Here is a 16,154-nt window from a genome sequence, read left to right as displayed (position 1 = left end):
AATTGAAGTTTGAGAGCCAGCCGTCCTATTCGTTGGGCCAGCGCACCCCTGCCAGCAGAGAAGTCGCCGTCGGCGAGAACGGCGGTAACGTGACACTTGTCTCCCAATCGGCGCTTGGAGCGATAAACCGCGGTCGCGTCCTTCAAGCCTTATATGACAACGGACCCAAAAGCCGGGCAGATCTCGCTCGACTTGCAGGTGTCAACCGGACCACGATAACCGGTATTGTGCAGCCGATGATCGAAGACCAGCTTCTTATTGAGGGAGATGCGTCGCCTTCCGACGTCAAAGGCGGCAAGCCGGCTCGTCCGCTTTATTTTAACCCCGATGCACCGATGCTTGGCGCAGTCCTCCTTCTGCCCGGCACGATACAAACATGCCTCGTGGCGTTAACCGGTGAGATCAAGGCCGTTGCGAAAGTTGAATTTGATACGCATGGCGACACAGAAGCATTCATCGCGGTCATGACGGAGACGCTTACTGCCACACTGTCTCAGGCCCAGCAGGCGCCGTTTGGCATTGGCGTGGCCTCTGCTGGAATGATCGACAGTGACAATGGAACCATTCTCACCGTCAATCTTGCTCCCGTTCTAACGGGACTTCCCCTCGTAGCAATACTACAAGAACGCTTCTCTCTTCGGGTTGCCATCGATCACCACCCCCGTGCCTTGCTTGTTGGGGACAGATGGTTCGGACCCGGTCGCGGTCAACAAAATTTCGCAGCAGTCTATACTGGCGAGGTTCTCGGCGGCGCCTTCTTCATCGACGGCAAGGTCTATCGTGGACTCGCCGGATCCGGCGGCGAGCTCGGGCACACCGTGGTGCAGATCGATGGTGCCCCTTGCAACTGCGGAAAGCACGGCTGCTGGGAGACGATCGCTGCTCTTCCGTGGTTACGAAAGGAAGCCGCCCGAATGGGCTTGCCGCATCCCAAGAGCATCACCTGTGCCAGGCTTGTCAAGGAAGCAGACGAAGGCTCGAATGCGGCAGAGGAGCTTCTCGTCCGTTACACACGGAACGTGGCTTTCGGCATCGTCAATCTGCAGCAAACACTCTCCCTCAACTCCTACGTCCTTCATGGAGACGTCGCCGGAGGCGGAATGAAGGCAGCAGAGCTGATCAGGCAGCATGTAGAGCAGCTAGTGGTGAAGAGACCTGGTCAGGAGATATCGATCACGGTGAATGGTATCGGCGAAGGCCATACGGCTCTGCGCGGCGCCGCCGGTCTGGTTTTATCCAGCCACCTCAAGCTGGTCATTTGAGGCTTTGTAGCGACACCGATATGCAACGAAGGGGCTTGCGGACCTGTTGTGTCGATTCGCGCCGGGCAAGGCCTGTCCGGTAGGCTTCTTAAAGAGACTCAGGCGCGCTATCGAATTTTCTAAGGTCGGGATTTGGGCTTGCGACCGTTAAGGTAAGGACTGCCATCGTCTGCGACGGCGGCGGAAAAGAGAGAGGCAAAGAACGGAATGCAGGCCGCCCCGATCGCGCCGGCGCGAGGGCCAAGTCGAGAGGCCTCAACTGCGGCAGCCTCCAAGCCGCGCGACGGGCCAAGGATTGGCTGACTGGAAATTGCGCGTACCAGCCTGTCTGTCACTAGTTCTGGCAGCCGTCCCCCAAGGACAATCAGCGCGGGGTCGAACATCGCCGTAGCTACACGCACCGTCTCGCTGAGCTGCTTTCCGGCGCGTTCAATCCAGATTTCTAACGCCGCTTCGGCGCTATCTGGCAACCGATCGAGGTCGATGAAGTCGTGGATGGCGAAGCCGGCACTGTTGAGGGTGGCAAAAAGATCTTGGCCGGATGGGCGCGGCTGGTCGTACGGGTAGAGAACTCCGGGCAGGCAGGCGTTTCCATTGACACCGCGGTACGGCCGCCCGTCGATAACCGCCCCTCCCCCGACACCGTGTCCGATGTGAATGAAGAACATCGGATCAGGCTGCGGGATGCGTCCGCCGAACACATACTCTCCGAGCGATGCAGCTGTTCCATCATTCTCGATGTAATAGGGCGCTTCGAAAGTCGCTTTAAAAGCTTGGTCCGCCTCACCATCATCGAAAGCCGGGAAGAAGCTGTGGGCCTTGAGGATGTGCGACATCGTGCCGAAATTGCCGGGCACCGAGCAGCCGACCCCGAGAAGGCGATCTTTAGGCGTGCCAAGATCGGTCAGCATCGCTGCGATAGCAGCCTGCGCCGCCTCTGCCACAGACAAAGCTGTGCTGGTCTCGATGTCTACAGATCGGGAGGTAAGAATCTTACCCGCTAGATCAGCAATTGCTACCTCCATTCGGGAGACCGAGAATGTTATTCCCGCGGAAAGATATCGGTCAGCCCGCAAGCTCAGCAAGCGCCGAGGCTGGCCTTGGGCGCCGGTCCGCTCGACCACCTCGATCAGAAGTCCGATCTCAATTAAGCGACTTATCAGCCGAGTGACAGAAGCACCTGTCATGCCGGACCGTTCCGCCAGGTCGACCCGCGCAATCTGCTTGCCTACGAAAATCAGTTCGACCAGTCGTCGTTCGTTCCGTGAAAGGTCCATTGGTTCCAAGAGTGTCAAATTGTCAGCAGCCAAACAGCTATTGCAATATATATTAAATTACGCAATGTAATTAATCTGTCATGAGGATCCTTTAAGAAAGCCAAATCGGAATGACCGCCAAAATGAAATGGGAGAACACCATGCACCAGATCAAACGATTGTTGAGCCTCGCCGCCGTGCTGATCGCGATCGCCTCTCCGACCTTGGCAAAGAGTCTCGTCGTTTATTCACCTCAGGGGGAAGAGAACGTTCAATGGATAATCGACCAGGCTAAAGCCGCCGGTCACGACGTGCAGTTTCTGCGCGCACCCGGAGGAGAACTTTTTGATCGGCTGGTCGCCGAGAAGAACAACCCCCAGGCCGACGTCGTACTTGGCATGGTCGACGCGTCTATGGCTCTGCTCAAAAAGAATGGCCTGTTCCAGCCATACACACCAGCCTGGGCGGCGGACCTGCCTGCGCACTACAAGGACAAGGAAGGCATTGTCTACAAATTCTGGAGCACACCGGTCGTCATCGCCTATGAGTCTGACAAGCTTGCCGCTGAGCGGGCGCCGAAAAGCTGGCTGGACCTGACAAGGGGCGAATACAAAGGCAAATACGTCATCGGCAACACCGCCTGGCAGACGACAAGGGTCTATCTTGCCGGCATCTTGGCCCGGTTCCTCGACGACAAGGGCGAAGTCACTCAGGCTGGATGGGATTTTCTTGGCGCATTCTATGCGAACGCGATCGTTGTCGATGACGCCGATGCGCGCAAGGAAGCCTTCAAATCGGGCGGTGCGATCATCAATCTGAACTGGTTCGGCGGCGTAATCAAGGACGCCAAGGAGCTCGGCATGCAAGTCAAGGTCATTGACCCGGAAGGTGGCACGCCCGTCATCTCTGAAGGCGTGGCGATCATGGCGGGAACCGATCAGCTGGAGCAGGCAAAGGCATTCGTCGACTGGTTCGGCTCTGCCGATGTCATGGCCGGCTACGCCAAGAAATTCGGTCAGGTTCCGGTGCTGCCGGCGGCGTTGGCCAAATCACCGCCAGAGGTGCAGGCGAATGCGAAACTAGTCAAGGCGCAGCCGATCGATTGGGATGCCGTCGCGCCCAAACTGGACGGCTGGTTGCAGAAGATCGAGCTAGAAATCCGGTGAGGATGTAGGGCCGGGCGACGCAGATCGCCAGGCTTCTCAGGAGTATGTTTATGCCGACCCCGATCCTCATCATCGATAAACTGCATATTGGCTATGGCGACAAGGTTGTCATCAGCGACCTCTCGCTTGAGATTCAAGAAGGCGAGTTCGTTGCTCTGCTCGGGGCTTCCGGCAGCGGCAAATCCAGCGTCCTAAGGACCCTGGCTGGCTTTCATCCGGTCATGAGCGGTCGGATTATTCTTGAAGGAAAAGATATTACCATCGAGCCTCCGGAGCGGCGCAAAGTCGGCATGGTATTCCAGAACTATGCGCTGTTTCCAACGATGACGGCTTTCGAGAATATCGCCTTTGCTTTGCGTGTGGCGAAGATCCCGCAGGGCGAGATTGTCAAGCGTGTCACCCAGATCGCCGAAACATCCGGGATTACGGAGCAACTGCACAAGAAGCCCGCGACCATGTCAGGTGGGCAACAACAGCGGGTCGCGATTGCGCGCGCGCTCGTCGCGGGCTCCAAGGTGCTTTTGTTCGACGAACCATTGTCCAATCTCGACGCCAAGGTGCGAGTGACGATGCGCCGCGAGATCAAGAGGCTCCAGCAGGAATTTGGCTTCACGGCGGTCTTTGTCACGCATGATCAGGAAGATGCACTCACCATGTCCGACACGATCGTCGTGCTGGCGAACGGTGGCGTTGAACAGATCGGTGACGGACGTACTCTTTATCGAAAGCCCGCGACGCCGTTCATCTGCGAGTTTATCGGCACCGCCAACGAACTGCTCGCACCGGTTGTCGCGCAAATTCTGGGCCGCGACGTTCGGGGGCGCATCTTTGTCCGCCACGAAGATGTGTTCGTCGGGAAAGCGGTAGAAGCCGGGTTGCCGGCGACCGTCCGCCATGTGGAATTTCTTGGCGCCCACAGCCGCATCGACCTGGATGCCGGCGGACACTTAATTTCGGCCGCCAGGATGGGGCACGAGTTACCTGAAATCGGTGAGACCGTGTCCTGGACGGTCCGGCCGGGCTCGGCGCATATCTTCGAGGAAGCGGGCAGATGAACCGCGCGGCGCCCGTCGAGCGCGTAGTCTATTGGATCGGAGTGGCGGCCCTGATCTGGATCGTCATCACCTTCCTGATCCTGCCGCTAGTCGCGTCACTTCATGCGGCCTTTTTCAAGGACGGCAGCCTGGTGGTCGGCCAGATCGCAAGCGAACTTTCAAGATCACGAAGAGTGCGCGCTGCCCTTTGGAACACGCTTTGGATGACGTCAGCGACCATGGTTACGGTGACCATTGTGGGGATGTTCCAGGTCGTCGTCCTTGAATATTTTCACGTACGCGGTCGCGCACTCTTGAAAATCGCCTATGCAACGCCCCTGGTCTTCGGCGGTGTCGTTGCGGCGGCGGGCTACAACTTCACCTATGGTCCCAGCGGTGCGGTGACACATCTGGTGAAGGCCGCCGTCTCCAGCCTCCCGCAAGCCTGGTTCATCGGCTGGTTTGGCGTGCTCTTCACGCATACCTTTCTGATGACCAACTTTTACTATCTTTTTCTGCGCGCTGCGATGCGCCGCGTCGACTACGCAACAATCGAAGCTGCGCGCAGTATGGGTGCCTCGGAATATACGATCCTGTGGCGTGTGGTACTGCCCGCGATCATGCCGACGTTCCTCGCCGTCACCCTTCTCACCCTTTACACCGCAATCAGCTCTTTCGCCGCCCCTCAGGTGCTGGGCGGTCGCGATTTCCACATGCTGAGCCAGATGGTGCTGACCTTGAACAGCCTGCGCCGTCCCGACATGGCCGCCTTACTCGCGCTTATGATGGGACTATGTCTCATGGCGCTTATACTGCTGTCTCAATATTTCGAAGCGCGCGGCTCCTATGTCGGCGGCGCGAAAGCGACTGCGCCCATCCAGCTACGCAAAATTTGCAGCCCCATCGGCAATGCAGTGCTACATTTGTTTGCCTATCTTCTCGTGGCTATCTATACGGTGCCGATCGCGCTTGTCGTACTCTTCTCCTTCGCCCCTGCCGCGAGCATCGGCATCGAAGTGATCCCATCCAGCCTGACACTGAAGAACTATACCCGCGTCTTCACCGAAGGCAGCGCCTTTCTTCCGTTTTTCAACTCCATAGTGATGAGCCTTGTCGCGGTATCGGCGGCGCTCGGCGTTACACTGTTTGCCGTCCCGGTTATTCTTGGCCGCCGCAGTTGGCTGACGCGCCTTCTGGACATCACTTTCTTCCTGCCATGGGTAGTTCCTAGTATTCTGCTCGCTGTCGGGCTGATCGTCACCTTTGACTCGCCAAACCCGCTCGTTGGAAACGCAGTCCTCCTCGGCGGCTACTGGCTCCTGCCGATTGGCTACGCCATCGTCGCCTTGCCGCTGATGGTGAGGTTCCTGAGGGCCGCCTTCGTAGGAATTGATCCGGCCTATAACGAGGCCGCCCGCTCGATGGGCGCCACCGGTCTTTATCGCTATCGCCGCATCATTCTGCCGATAGTGGCGCCGACTGTAATCCTCGTCGCCGGGATGGCCTTCAACGATCTCCTGTCGGAATACCCCTTGTCGGCCTTTCTATACAACGTCAATAACAAGCCGCTGCCGATTGCAATCGTAGACAGCTCGCTGTCTGTCGATCCTGAGCAGGCGGCCCTCAACCTCGTCTACGTCAATCTGATCATGGTGTTTTCAATGGCGATCATTCTGTTGGCCGAGCGGATCGGCCTTGGCAAAGGTCCAGAAACCACAACATTGTAGAACAGGAGACTGATCCATTGGATACCTGCATCACCGTCTGGCATTGGCCGCACCAGGAGCGTTGGTACGACGAAGGCATTCGCAACTCGCTCACCCTCATTAAGGAAGCTGGCTTCACACACATCAACTGGAATCCCGACTCCGGCAGTTCGTACTGGCTGGCCGACGCCGAGATCGAGTTTACAAGCAGGATCGTGGCCGATGCTGGGCTGAAAGTGCACTCGGTTCATGCCAGCAATGGCCGCAATCCTATCACCGAGATCGGCTACAAAAACCCTGGCCCTTTCGCGATGGAGACGCGCAAGGACTTCCTGTCGCCGCATGAATGGCAGCGCCGCAGCGGAGTCGAGCTGTTGCGTAACCGTGTCGACCTGGCGGCCGCGTTCCAGTCCCCCAATATCGTTCTGCACATCGATATCAACGACAACGTCTTCGGCAGCGAAGCCGCCGAACGAGCGTTCTTCGACCCCCTTTTCCAGTCTCTCGACGAAATCAGGCCTTACTGCGTCGAAAAGGGCGTCCAGATTGCCGCGGAAACTCTCCTCTGCGCCAACGCCCAGAATTTCCTCAACCTCTATGATCGGCTGTTCGCTCGATACGGCAAGGAGTTCATCGGCGTCTGCTTCGATTGTGGCCACTGGGAACTGATCGAGCCAGGCAAGCTCAGCGTCCTTGAGCGTTTCGCGGATCGCGTCATTGCTACTCACATTCACGACAATTTCGGAGCAGTGGATGACCATCTCTTGCCATTCGACGGACGATTAGATTGGCACACGATCGCCTCGGCGATCGCCTCAACTCCTTATCAGACTCCGCTCAACTTCGAGACGCCAATTGACCGGTATGGGATACCAGAATCCGCCTATTATCGCCGCGCTCACGGTGTTGCTGTTAGGCTTGAGGAGATGGTAGCCGAGGCGCGCGAGAGGAAAAGCAGTGATGGCGAATGCGCCTGCCCTCGACAATTCTTCACTACGTCGTGACAGAGGTAGCAGCGTTGACGTTTGAACCGTTCCGCGGTCCAGATGGATGGACAGTTTAGACCAAAGAATCTGTCGGCTTCGTCGGTGTCGTCGAATGGGTCAGCAAATGGCCTTCGGGGCAGCGATAGCCATCGGTCTCGGGTTCGAAGACGAACGTCGACTTGCGCATCATGACGGGCTTGGGCGGAGTGGGATTGCGATAGCCTGTGACGCCAAGGATCTGCCGGTCTTCCAGGCCCTTGGCGATGCCCGGCGTAGCATAGCCGGCATCCAGCCCGTCCGCGCCGACATCGAAGCCGAAACGGGTCTGCTGCCGGTCGAGCCTTGAGAGATAGACGATCGAGTCGTGGACATTGGCTGGCGTGACATAAGTATCGGTGATGATGGCGAGCTTGCCGTCCATCGTGCGATGATCGAGAGAGAAGAAGCCCTTCGGCCTGCCGTCGCGCACCATATAGCCGCTGTCTGAACGCTGCGCGTAACCTTAGTCGTCGTCACCTCCGGCCGGCGTTCCTTGTCCTTCAAGGGCTTCTGGCCGTGCAGCTTGCGTTCGGCCTCGATCGCCGCATCCAGATCGGCCAAGTAGTCGGCGCGCGACTTCTCGACCATTGCAAGATCGTATTCGCCCTTGTTGGCATTGGCCTTCAGATGGGTCGAATCCGTGTAACGCCACCGTGCCGACCAGCCCGTGGCCGATCGCCTGTTCGACGATGTAATCGAAGATGTCCCGGGCAACCGATTTGTCGTTGTAACCGCGGCGGTTCTGGGCTGAGCGTCGGGGCGTCGAACACTCGCAGCAATCTGGCGGCGGGGAAATCCCCGCCGCTTCGATGTTATCTTGGAAAGACCGGCTTACGCCATGGCCTTCTGCAGGTTCTGGTCGATCTTGTCGAGGAATGCGGTGGTCGAGAGCCACGGCTGGTCGGGGCCGATCAGCCGCGCCAGGTCCTTGGTCATGAAACCGGATTCGACGGTGTCGACGCAGACCTTTTCGAGCGTTGCGGCGAAGCGGGCAAGCTCGGCATTGTCGTCGAGCTTGGCGCGATGCGCCAGGCCGCGCGTCCAGGCGAAGATAGAGGCGATCGAGTTCGTCGAGGTTTCCTGGCCCTTCTGATGCTGACGGTAGTGGCGGGTGACCGTGCCGTGCGCGGCTTCGGCTTCGACCGTCTTGCCGTCGGGCGTGAGCAAAACCGAGGTCATCAGGCCGAGCGAGCCGAAGCCCTGGGCAACGGTATCGGACTGGACGTCGCCGTCATAGTTCTTGCAGGCCCAGACGTAGCCGCCAGACCACTTGAGCGCCGAGGCGACCATGTCGTCGATCAGACGGTGTTCGTAGGTGATGTTTGCTTCCTTGAACTGATCCTTGAATTCGGTCTCGTAGACTTCCTCGAAGATGTCCTTGAAGCGGCCGTCATAGGCCTTGAGGATGGTGTTCTTGGTCGACAGGTAGACCGGCCACTTGCGCATCAGGCCATACATCATCGAGGCGCGGGCAAATTCGCGGATCGATTCATCGAGGTTGTACATCGCCATGGCAACGCCGGCGCCCGGTGCGTTGAAGACTTCCTTCTCGATGACGGTGCCGTCTTCGCCGACGAACTTGATCGTCAGCTTGCCCTTGCCGGGGAACTTGAAATCGGTGGCGCGGTACTGGTCGCCGAAGGCGTGGCGGCCGACGACGATCGGCTTGGTCCAGCCGGGAACGAGGCGCGGCACGTTCTTGCAGATGATCGGCTCGCGGAAGATGACGCCGCCGAGGATGTTGCGGATCGTGCCGTTCGGGCTCTTCCACATTTCCTTGAGGTTGAATTCCTTGACGCGGGCTTCATCCGGCGTGATCGTCGCGCACTTGATGCCGACGCCGTATTTCTTGATGGCGTTGGCGGCGTCGACAGTGACCTGGTCGTTGGTGGCGTCGCGGTTTTCGACCGAGAGGTCGAAATAGTCGATGTCGAGGTCAAGATACGGATGGATCAGCTTATCCTTGATGAGCTGCCAGATGATGCGCGTCATTTCATCGCCGTCGAGATCGGCGACGGGATTGGCGACCTTGATCTTGTTCATGTATCTGCCTCGTTCGAGCTTGAATGGGGACGGGGTCCCGGGTGGGTGATGTGATGAGGAGCGCTGCTGGCGCCACAGGCTGGCCCCGCCAACAACCGCGTCGTAATCACGCGCTGATCCCGAATTCGGCAGCTGATCCCGTTCTATGCGCTGATCATCCGCTCCAGCTCATCCATGTTGGGGACGATGATATGTCGAAACTTCTCGATGCGAATGACGCCGCTCTTGCGCAGCCTGGTTATCTGGCGGCTGACGGTTTCAATGGTCAGACCGAGAAAATCGGCGATCTCGGCGCGGGAAAGCGGCAGGTCGAAGGCGGTGGTCGTGGCGGTCTGCGGTTCGGCGTGGGTGGCGATGAGGTGGAGCAGGCTTGCGACCTTCTCCTCGGCGGTGCGCCGGCCGAGCGTCAGCATCCATTCGCGCGCGGCGTCCAGCTCCTTCAGCGCCTGATCGTGCAGGCTGCGCCGCAGTTCCGGCGTCTCCGATATCATGCGGTCGAGCAGGTCGCGGGGGAAGACGCAGATTTCGACATCGGTCGCAGCCTCAGCCGACAGCGTACTTTCGCGCACGAAGGGCCTGCCGACGAAATCGGGGGCGAATTGCAGGTCGACGATCTGCTGGCGCCCGTCCGGCATCACCTTACAGAGTTTCACCACCCCGCGCATTATGTTCGAATAGAAAGAGCTTTCCGACCCTTGAGCGATGATCTCGCTGCCGGCATCGACCTTGCGGCGCAGCGAGTGGCGGCCGAGGTCCTTTAACTGACCGCTCGACAGTACGCCGCAGACGACGCCGTGCCGCGCCTGGCAGGAAGCGCAAGCGACGGGAGTGCCGGCGTCGGAACCCTTACTGCGTGCAACGTCCATGTCCTGATCCCTTCAAAATCCGCGTGTGCCGGATGTGGCTGCGCATGCTGGGCATACTCAGACGCTTACGTCGCGATTGCGGGTTCGGCTATCCCGATTTCCTCCGGCGCGGCTTGATGATTACCAATTTCGCCGGGACCGCGAGTTGATCCAGATCAAAGTTTCCGTGCCATGCTGTTTTTGGAAGCGCCTGCCTCGACACGAGGCCGACCCGCAGAATCCTTCAAACTTGAACGACGAAGCAAAGATCTTCCAACCCTGGGCGACGAAGCTGCCGACGTGTTTGCGCACGAGCATATCCCAAATTGTATGACGGTTACTCGCGACGGGGAAAGGGTTCAGGTCGAAAGGCATTACGGGTGCTTCAGCTGGGTCGCCCATACTCTCCCTAGCCGATTTCGAATTGACGGCCCAGTATGTTTGTGCGACGAACGTACTAAGGCGGTGCGCGCGGCTGGTGCGGCCTGAACGCGATCGACGTTGTGTCAGATGACATCCTGAAGGAATGGGCGGATGACTGTCTACCTAATCGGAATCGACGGCGGTGGCACCAGCTGCCGAGCTGCAGTCGCCGGTGCGAACGGGAGTATCCTTGCGCGGGCTCAAGCCGGGCCAGCTAACATTCTCTCCGATCCGGATACGGCCGTCGACAACATTGCCAGTGCGACCCGCGCGGCTTTCTACGCAGCTGGCATCAATGCGCGTAGCATCGCCTTGGCGCGTGCAGTACTTGGGGTCGCAGGCAATAATGTCGGCGAGGCCGTTCACTACGTGAAAAACAGGCTACCCTTCGCCCAGGCGGACATCGAGTCAGACGGGCTGATCGCGCTACAAGGCGCGCTTGGTGATAAAGACGGAGCCGTCGCCATTTTAGGAACAGGCACGATCTACATTTCCCGCCACTGCGAAACGGTGACCTACGTCGGCGGATGGGGCTTTACTGTGGGCGACCTCGGCAGCGGTGCTCGTATTGGACATGCGCTTTTGCAAGAAACGCTGCTCGCATATGACGGCATCCACGACATGTCCGCGATGACCGCCTCCGTCCTTGCGGAATTCAAAAATGACCCGCGCAATATCGTCGAGTTTGCGCGGCATGCAAAGCCCGGCGCCTTCGGCCGCTATGCGCCGCGCGTATTCGAGCACATGAAACAGGGCGATGCTGTCGCCGCGCGCCTGTTGCAAGAAGCCGCTGTTTCAGTTGACGAAGCACTTGATCGTCTAGTCGCTCGAGGAACGCAGAAGATTTGCCTGCTCGGGGGATTGGGGCCGCTGTATTCGTCCTGGATCGCTGCACGGCATCAAAGTCTACTGGTAACGCCCGAAGGCGATGCACTGAGCGGGGCCGTGGCCCTGGCTGTGTCGCGCTTCGGGCATCTGAAAGCGATCGAATGAGCGACACGCTTGCGGCTATGCTTCCAGGATGGGGCACAGACATCAACGGCGCCGGTCCGCTCTATCAAAGGCTTCGCCTGGCGCTTGAAAAGGCGATCCTGTCGGGTAAACTCAAAGTGGGCGACGTTCTTTATCCCGAACGAGACCTCGCTGAACATGTCCGCGTTAGCCGTGTAACGGTCCGCAAAGCAATCGACCATCTCGTGCAAGACGGATTTCTGGTTCGCCGGCGCGGCTCAGGAACCTTCGTAGCCGGATCGGTGGTCCGCGCAGATCAGCCTCCGTCACGCGCGTATCTTTTGACAGGTGGCATTTCCTGGCTTGGATCGGGCAAGAAAGTCGAGTGCATCGAGCGCAGCACGTCCCATCCCGCACCAGAGGAGATGATGACACTCGGCCTGTCAAGCGACAGTCGCGTCGTGCGCATCACCCATTTGCGGAGCTCGGCGGGCCAGCCGATTGCGATTGAACGCATATGCATTTCCTCCGAGTTCCTGCCCGACGCTCGTACCGTTACCTGTTCCATCTGCAACACACTCGCGGACGCAAACTTTAGACCCGTTCGTGCGATCCAACGCACTTTCGCACTTAACATCGAAGATCCGGACGCCACAACGCTTGGCGTCGCGGTCGGAACGGCTGGGCTTTTGACAAAACGCGTTGCCTATCTTGCTTCGGGCCGCGCGATCTTATTCACCCGCTCTCTTTTCCGAGGCAATGCCGAAGGTTTCGTCAGCGAGCTCACCTTTCTCGAAAACTGACCCCTCTTCTTACAAGACAGGATTCTATCATGCACGCCACCATGCAAACGAACATGCGCCGAGAGATCGACGAAGTTCAGAAGCTGCGGCCAGATTGCTCGGTCGCTTAGCGAATGACTTGGCTGCCTTCGATGCGGTTTGCGCGCCCTGGACTCCGAATTCGTCGTCACAGTCGCTCGAGGCTTGTCCGACCACGCCGCCATATCCCTGAAATATTCAATCGAGCTAAGCGCGAAATTGCAGTCGCTTCGATTCGGCTGTCACTCGCATCAAACTACGGTCTCGAGCCCAACTTGGTCGCGGGCCGCCTTCCCAAGGCAGCCACGCGCGCCGTCGCCGCTTGGATTTGCTCTGACAAATACGCTTCCCGCTTGCGGGACCCACCAACGCCATGAGCATGCTGAGCACAAAGGTCGGCTTGTGCCTGAAGACGACGCAGATCTCTTGGTGTTGACCCTAAGTTTGAGTTGAAGTCGAGCTGGACAGGTAGGCCAAAGGGTTTCGAGACAAGCGATCATGGTGATCTTGGATCAAATTTGCACAGGTTCTCCAATCTCATGGTCGATGCTTTCCGCTCGGAAACCTGCTGGCTTTGGCTGAGTGGAACCAGCACGCCATGAAGATTGCGATACTCTCGCCGCTTGAACGAACCTGCCTCCATTGGATATCTAGAGGCTGGGCGGTGACTGATATCGCGTTGATCGAGGGAAAGGATACCGCTGAAATTGAGGCGTGCGTGGAGCGTGCGGTTATTTCACTCAACGCCGACTCAGTGGAACAGGCGCTCGAGAAAATGAAGATCACGCGGTCAGATTGATCGCCACGGTCGCTGGCGCCGGACGCTTTCACCTTGCTTTGCATGCTGCTTTTAAATGCGTCGTCTTGGCAACGTCAGCCCGCAGCAAGATCGCGCCATCGGTTTTGAAAGTACGGAGACACTGGCTCCTGAGGTCGGTGCGGCACGCCGCTGAGAGGTGGCACGAAAGCAGGCCGATCCGCGTGTTTGTGATAGATCCTGGCCGAGCTCCGGATTCTACCGTCAACCCGCTGAAGGTCCGCTAGGAAGTTGTGGCCGCTGCCGCTCCGCGTCGGGCTGATCGCGTCCGTCCCCTGCCTTTGAGGAGCCATTGAGCGGGAATTGGCCAGCTCCCATTGAACCTCCTTAAAGTCGCGCGATCTTTCCTTCGCACGGTCCAACGCCTTCCAGCTCTCCCGCGTCGAAGCCGATGGCGAGTACGGCGTTCTACCCTCTGACGGAATCGACCCCGACAACGATCTTGCGATCGTTCACGAATTCTTTCCCTGGCCGGCTCATTGAACCTGCCCCTGCCTCTGGCGTGCCGCTTGCGAACTGCAAGCCGCAAGGGAGGCTTCGCCGCGGTCGAGCATAGCATGATCCGACACTTGTCAGCCGCGCCCTTGCCGCCTTTGCTCTTCGCGGCTGGCCGAAGGGTGCCCGCGAAACGACGGGCAAAGAAGGCAACGAGGGCCGATCGCCGGGCGATCGGAAATAAAATGAAGAGAACAGACATAGAAGCGCTGCGCGAACGGGTCAGTTGCGCGGCCGTTCTCGAAAGGGCGAGCTTCGCCATCGACATCAAGGAAAGCACCCGGCGGGCGATCAAGTTTCGCCGTGACGGTGAAATCATCATCGTCACGCATGAGGGGCGCGGATGGTTCGATCCGCTCAGCGATGCGAAAGGCGACGTATTCGGGCTTGTCGAGCATCTCGACCATGTCGGTTTTCTCGAAGGCGCCGAAAGGGTCGCGGATCTCGTCGGTGTCAGGATCACAGATCCGGAGTGGCAGCCCGCGAGGCGTGAAGGAGGATACAACCTCTCTCTTCCCGAGCGCTGGCAGGCGCGCCGGCGCCCATGGCACGGATCACCGACATGGCATTATCTCCATGGCGATCGTTGCCTGCCGGTGCCGTTGCTCCGCGTGGCGATCAAAGGCGACCTTCTGCGGGAAGGGCCATACGGGAGCATGTGGGCAGCTCATACGGACGGTGTCGGCGTTGTGACTGGCTGGGAGGCGCGAGGTCCGCAATACCGAGGGTTCGCCTCTGGAGGGAACAAGGTTCTTTTCCGTCTCGGGCCGCCTACTGCGTGGCGCCTGGCCGTCACCGAAGCTGCGATTGACGCCATGAGTCTCGCGGCGATCGAGGGTTTGCGCGACGGCACGCTCTATCTGAGCACCGGCGGCGGATGGTCGCCGGCCACGCAAGCCGCGCTGTGGGAACTGACCTTCCGGCCCGGCGCCCAACTCGTCGCCGCAACGGACGCCAATGCACAAGGCGATCTGTTTGCCGAGCGATTACGGGCGCTCGCCGAGGATACCGGGTGCGACTGGACGCGGCTGCGCCCGCCCGAGGAGGACTGGAACGAGACCCTGAAGATTGGGAAAAAGGAAAAACGGGAAAAGGAAAGAGGCGTGCCGCATTCGCACCGCCCGCATCAAGGGAGGCTTCGCCCGGCGGAGCCGGCCCTTGACCCGGCCGGTCGCGATGCCGGCAGCTCGGAAGGGGTCATGAAGGATTGAAGAGGATGGCGAGGTCGAGAGGACGGCGCCGCACTTCGGTCCGAAAACGCGCAAGGAGCCGCAGATGATCCCCTCTCCCGCAATCGCCAAGGTTTTTCAGGGCGTCGCAAGCCGCCAGCAGATGTTCCGCATGTTCGATCGCCACGCGCAGCGCCCAAACCGTTGGGATGGTGATGCCGCGCCATTCTACGCAGACGAATGGTTCGAGATCGGCGAGACCGAGCATGATTACATGTTCGAGATCCTACCGCCATTGTGGATCCGAGGGTCCATGTTTGCGATGCGCGAATACATGACAGGCTCGGTGACATCAGTGTTCTTCGCGCTCAGGATCGACGAGGCGATCCGGTATTTCCATGGCTATTGCGATCTTTCCGACAAGGCATCCGTCGAAACGATGCGCGTCGCCATCATCGAGCGCGAAAGCCGTCCGGTCCGGGCCATGACGCGGCAAGAGCGGCTCGAGCATATCTGGAGCACGACTGCCGACGATTACCGCGGCTATGCCGGAGACAAGTGGCCGCAGTCCGCTCGCGGCAAGCGCACCGTCGTGCTCTATGGCGGCAACGAGGGCACTTTCCTGAAGCTACTCGAGGAACTCACCGACGGGGAGATCGCTGTGAAGCTGCCGGTGCATCTTCGCCACCTTCCCTCCCCGATCGCCGCGTGAGGAGGACGCCATGTTCACTTTTAGCGCGGTCGATGTCCGTGCGGTGATCGCGCGCGGACGCACCGACGCGGCAGCCAATGGCGGTTTCCGCAATCCTCACTATGGACTTCTCCCGGACAACGACGAACGGCACGGCCTGTGGATCGTCGGCGATGAAGGCGTCTATGTGCTTTCCAACGGAAAATTGGCAGAGGGTCAAAGGGCACTCGCGGTCTATGCCGACGAGTGCGATCCGAAGACCAATCCGGACCATTGGCACTACAAGCGCCGGTATTTCGGGGGAGACGACGGCATCGTCTTCATCGACGCTGAGAGCCTGGAAGCCATGCTTTCCACAAACCCGGAAGCCACGTATCTGCGGGCGGAGTTTGCGACGGAAACAACGCAGCTCTCCGTAATCACGCGCTCGTAGCTCGCGATCGCTGCCGC

14 protein-coding genes and 1 pseudogene are annotated in these 16,154 nt (G+C 59.2%); 11 read left to right on the top strand and 4 right to left on the bottom strand.

Annotation, left to right across the window (positions count from 1 at the left end):
* Window positions 1-2 precede the first annotated feature (2 nt).
* Complete coding sequence (locus tag HJB83_RS24435; protein WP_221140585.1) at window positions 3-1,262, top strand: ROK family transcriptional regulator; 1,260 nt, start codon at window positions 3-5, stop codon at window positions 1,260-1,262.
* 119 nt (window positions 1,263-1,381) lie between these two features.
* Here HJB83_RS24435 and HJB83_RS24430 read toward each other — a convergent pair whose 3' ends face one another.
* Complete coding sequence (locus tag HJB83_RS24430; RefSeq protein WP_168260006.1) at window positions 1,382-2,539, bottom strand: ROK family transcriptional regulator; 1,158 nt, start codon at window positions 2,537-2,539, stop codon at window positions 1,382-1,384.
* 161 nt (window positions 2,540-2,700) lie between these two features.
* Between HJB83_RS24430 and HJB83_RS24425 the strand changes: the two genes are divergently transcribed.
* Genes HJB83_RS24425 through HJB83_RS24410 form a run of 4 tightly spaced genes read left to right on the top strand, consistent with a single transcriptional unit; the run spans window position 2,701 to window position 7,428 of the window.
* Window positions 2,701-3,684 (top strand): extracellular solute-binding protein, encoded by a 984-nt coding sequence (locus HJB83_RS24425; RefSeq protein ID WP_259671404.1) that lies wholly within the window; start codon window positions 2,701-2,703, stop codon window positions 3,682-3,684.
* Between the two features lie 50 nt (window positions 3,685-3,734).
* Window positions 3,735-4,739: an ABC transporter ATP-binding protein gene (locus HJB83_RS24420; protein ID WP_168260004.1), complete on the top strand. Its 1,005-nt coding sequence runs from the start codon at window positions 3,735-3,737 to the stop codon at window positions 4,737-4,739.
* Window positions 4,736-6,445: an iron ABC transporter permease gene (locus HJB83_RS24415; protein ID WP_168260003.1), complete on the top strand. Its 1,710-nt coding sequence runs from the start codon at window positions 4,736-4,738 to the stop codon at window positions 6,443-6,445. The genes HJB83_RS24420 and HJB83_RS24415 overlap by 4 nt, the downstream gene beginning before the upstream one ends.
* Window positions 6,446-6,462: 17 nt before the next feature.
* Complete coding sequence (locus HJB83_RS24410; protein ID WP_127431447.1) at window positions 6,463-7,428, top strand: sugar phosphate isomerase/epimerase; 966 nt, start codon at window positions 6,463-6,465, stop codon at window positions 7,426-7,428.
* 85 nt (window positions 7,429-7,513) lie between these two features.
* Here HJB83_RS24410 and HJB83_RS24405 read toward each other — a convergent pair.
* From HJB83_RS24405 to HJB83_RS24395, 3 genes and pseudogenes are all read right to left on the bottom strand, one after another.
* A pseudogene (locus HJB83_RS24405) lies at window positions 7,514-8,219 on the bottom strand (IS5/IS1182 family transposase); the annotation flags it as partial.
* Between the two features lie 61 nt (window positions 8,220-8,280).
* Window positions 8,281-9,492 (bottom strand): NADP-dependent isocitrate dehydrogenase, encoded by a 1,212-nt coding sequence (locus HJB83_RS24400; protein WP_127431448.1) that lies wholly within the window; start codon window positions 9,490-9,492, stop codon window positions 8,281-8,283.
* A gap of 143 nt (window positions 9,493-9,635) precedes the next feature.
* Window positions 9,636-10,358 carry a Crp/Fnr family transcriptional regulator gene (locus HJB83_RS24395; RefSeq protein WP_131702452.1) on the bottom strand — a complete coding sequence of 241 codons (723 nt, stop codon included), beginning with the start codon at window positions 10,356-10,358 and terminating at the stop codon, window positions 9,636-9,638.
* Between the two features lie 513 nt (window positions 10,359-10,871).
* On the opposite strand from HJB83_RS24395, the gene HJB83_RS24390 reads away from it, so the two are divergent.
* The 6 genes from HJB83_RS24390 to HJB83_RS24365 all read left to right on the top strand — a co-directional run bounded on the left by HJB83_RS24390 (window position 10,872) and on the right by HJB83_RS24365 (window position 16,137).
* Complete coding sequence (locus HJB83_RS24390) at window positions 10,872-11,753, top strand: N-acetylglucosamine kinase (RefSeq protein WP_168259708.1); 882 nt, start codon at window positions 10,872-10,874, stop codon at window positions 11,751-11,753.
* Window positions 11,750-12,514 carry a GntR family transcriptional regulator gene (locus HJB83_RS24385; RefSeq protein WP_221140580.1) on the top strand — a complete coding sequence of 255 codons (765 nt, stop codon included), beginning with the start codon at window positions 11,750-11,752 and terminating at the stop codon, window positions 12,512-12,514. The genes HJB83_RS24390 and HJB83_RS24385 overlap by 4 nt, the downstream gene beginning before the upstream one ends.
* A 616-nt stretch (window positions 12,515-13,130) precedes the next feature.
* The gene (locus HJB83_RS24380) at window positions 13,131-13,331 is read left to right on the top strand and encodes a hypothetical protein (protein ID WP_168259706.1); all 201 of its coding nucleotides are present in this window, start codon (window positions 13,131-13,133) and stop codon (window positions 13,329-13,331) included.
* Window positions 13,332-14,029: 698 nt separating this feature from the next.
* The gene (locus HJB83_RS24375) at window positions 14,030-15,055 is read left to right on the top strand and encodes a DUF3991 and toprim domain-containing protein (protein ID WP_221159687.1); all 1,026 of its coding nucleotides are present in this window, start codon (window positions 14,030-14,032) and stop codon (window positions 15,053-15,055) included.
* A 64-nt stretch (window positions 15,056-15,119) separates the two neighbouring features.
* Entirely contained in the window at window positions 15,120-15,725 is a 606-nt protein-coding gene (locus tag HJB83_RS24370; RefSeq protein ID WP_127431454.1) for a DUF1419 domain-containing protein, read from the top strand.
* Between the two features lie 10 nt (window positions 15,726-15,735).
* Window positions 15,736-16,137: a DUF3085 domain-containing protein gene (locus tag HJB83_RS24365; RefSeq protein ID WP_127431455.1), complete on the top strand. Its 402-nt coding sequence runs from the start codon at window positions 15,736-15,738 to the stop codon at window positions 16,135-16,137.
* The last annotated feature ends 17 nt before the right edge of the window (window positions 16,138-16,154 follow it).

This window comes from Rhizobium sp. NZLR11 (assembly GCF_019685115.1).
GTDB lineage: Bacteria > Pseudomonadota > Alphaproteobacteria > Rhizobiales > Rhizobiaceae > Rhizobium.
This window is presented reverse-complemented; position numbering and strand designations above follow the sequence as displayed.

Bases quoted from the DNA above. Each gene is read 5' to 3' on its own strand.
- HJB83_RS24430 (WP_168260006.1), bottom strand. From the start codon at position 2,539: ATGGACCTTTCACGGAACGAACGACGACTGGTCGAACTGATTTTCGTA.
- HJB83_RS24420 (WP_168260004.1), top strand. From the start codon at position 3,735: ATGCCGACCCCGATCCTCATCATCGATAAACTGCATATTGGCTATGGC.
- HJB83_RS24415 (WP_168260003.1), top strand. From the start codon at position 4,736: ATGAACCGCGCGGCGCCCGTCGAGCGCGTAGTCTATTGGATCGGAGTG.
- HJB83_RS24400 (WP_127431448.1), bottom strand. From the start codon at position 9,492: ATGAACAAGATCAAGGTCGCCAATCCCGTCGCCGATCTCGACGGCGAT.
- HJB83_RS24395 (WP_131702452.1), bottom strand. From the start codon at position 10,358: ATGGACGTTGCACGCAGTAAGGGTTCCGACGCCGGCACTCCCGTCGCT.
- HJB83_RS24390 (WP_168259708.1), top strand. From the start codon at position 10,872: ATGACTGTCTACCTAATCGGAATCGACGGCGGTGGCACCAGCTGCCGA.
- HJB83_RS24385 (WP_221140580.1), top strand. From the start codon at position 11,750: ATGAGCGACACGCTTGCGGCTATGCTTCCAGGATGGGGCACAGACATC.
- HJB83_RS24380 (WP_168259706.1), top strand. From the start codon at position 13,131: ATGAAGATTGCGATACTCTCGCCGCTTGAACGAACCTGCCTCCATTGG.
- HJB83_RS24375 (WP_221159687.1), top strand. From the start codon at position 14,030: ATGAAGAGAACAGACATAGAAGCGCTGCGCGAACGGGTCAGTTGCGCG.
- HJB83_RS24370 (WP_127431454.1), top strand. From the start codon at position 15,120: ATGATCCCCTCTCCCGCAATCGCCAAGGTTTTTCAGGGCGTCGCAAGC.
- HJB83_RS24365 (WP_127431455.1), top strand. From the start codon at position 15,736: ATGTTCACTTTTAGCGCGGTCGATGTCCGTGCGGTGATCGCGCGCGGA.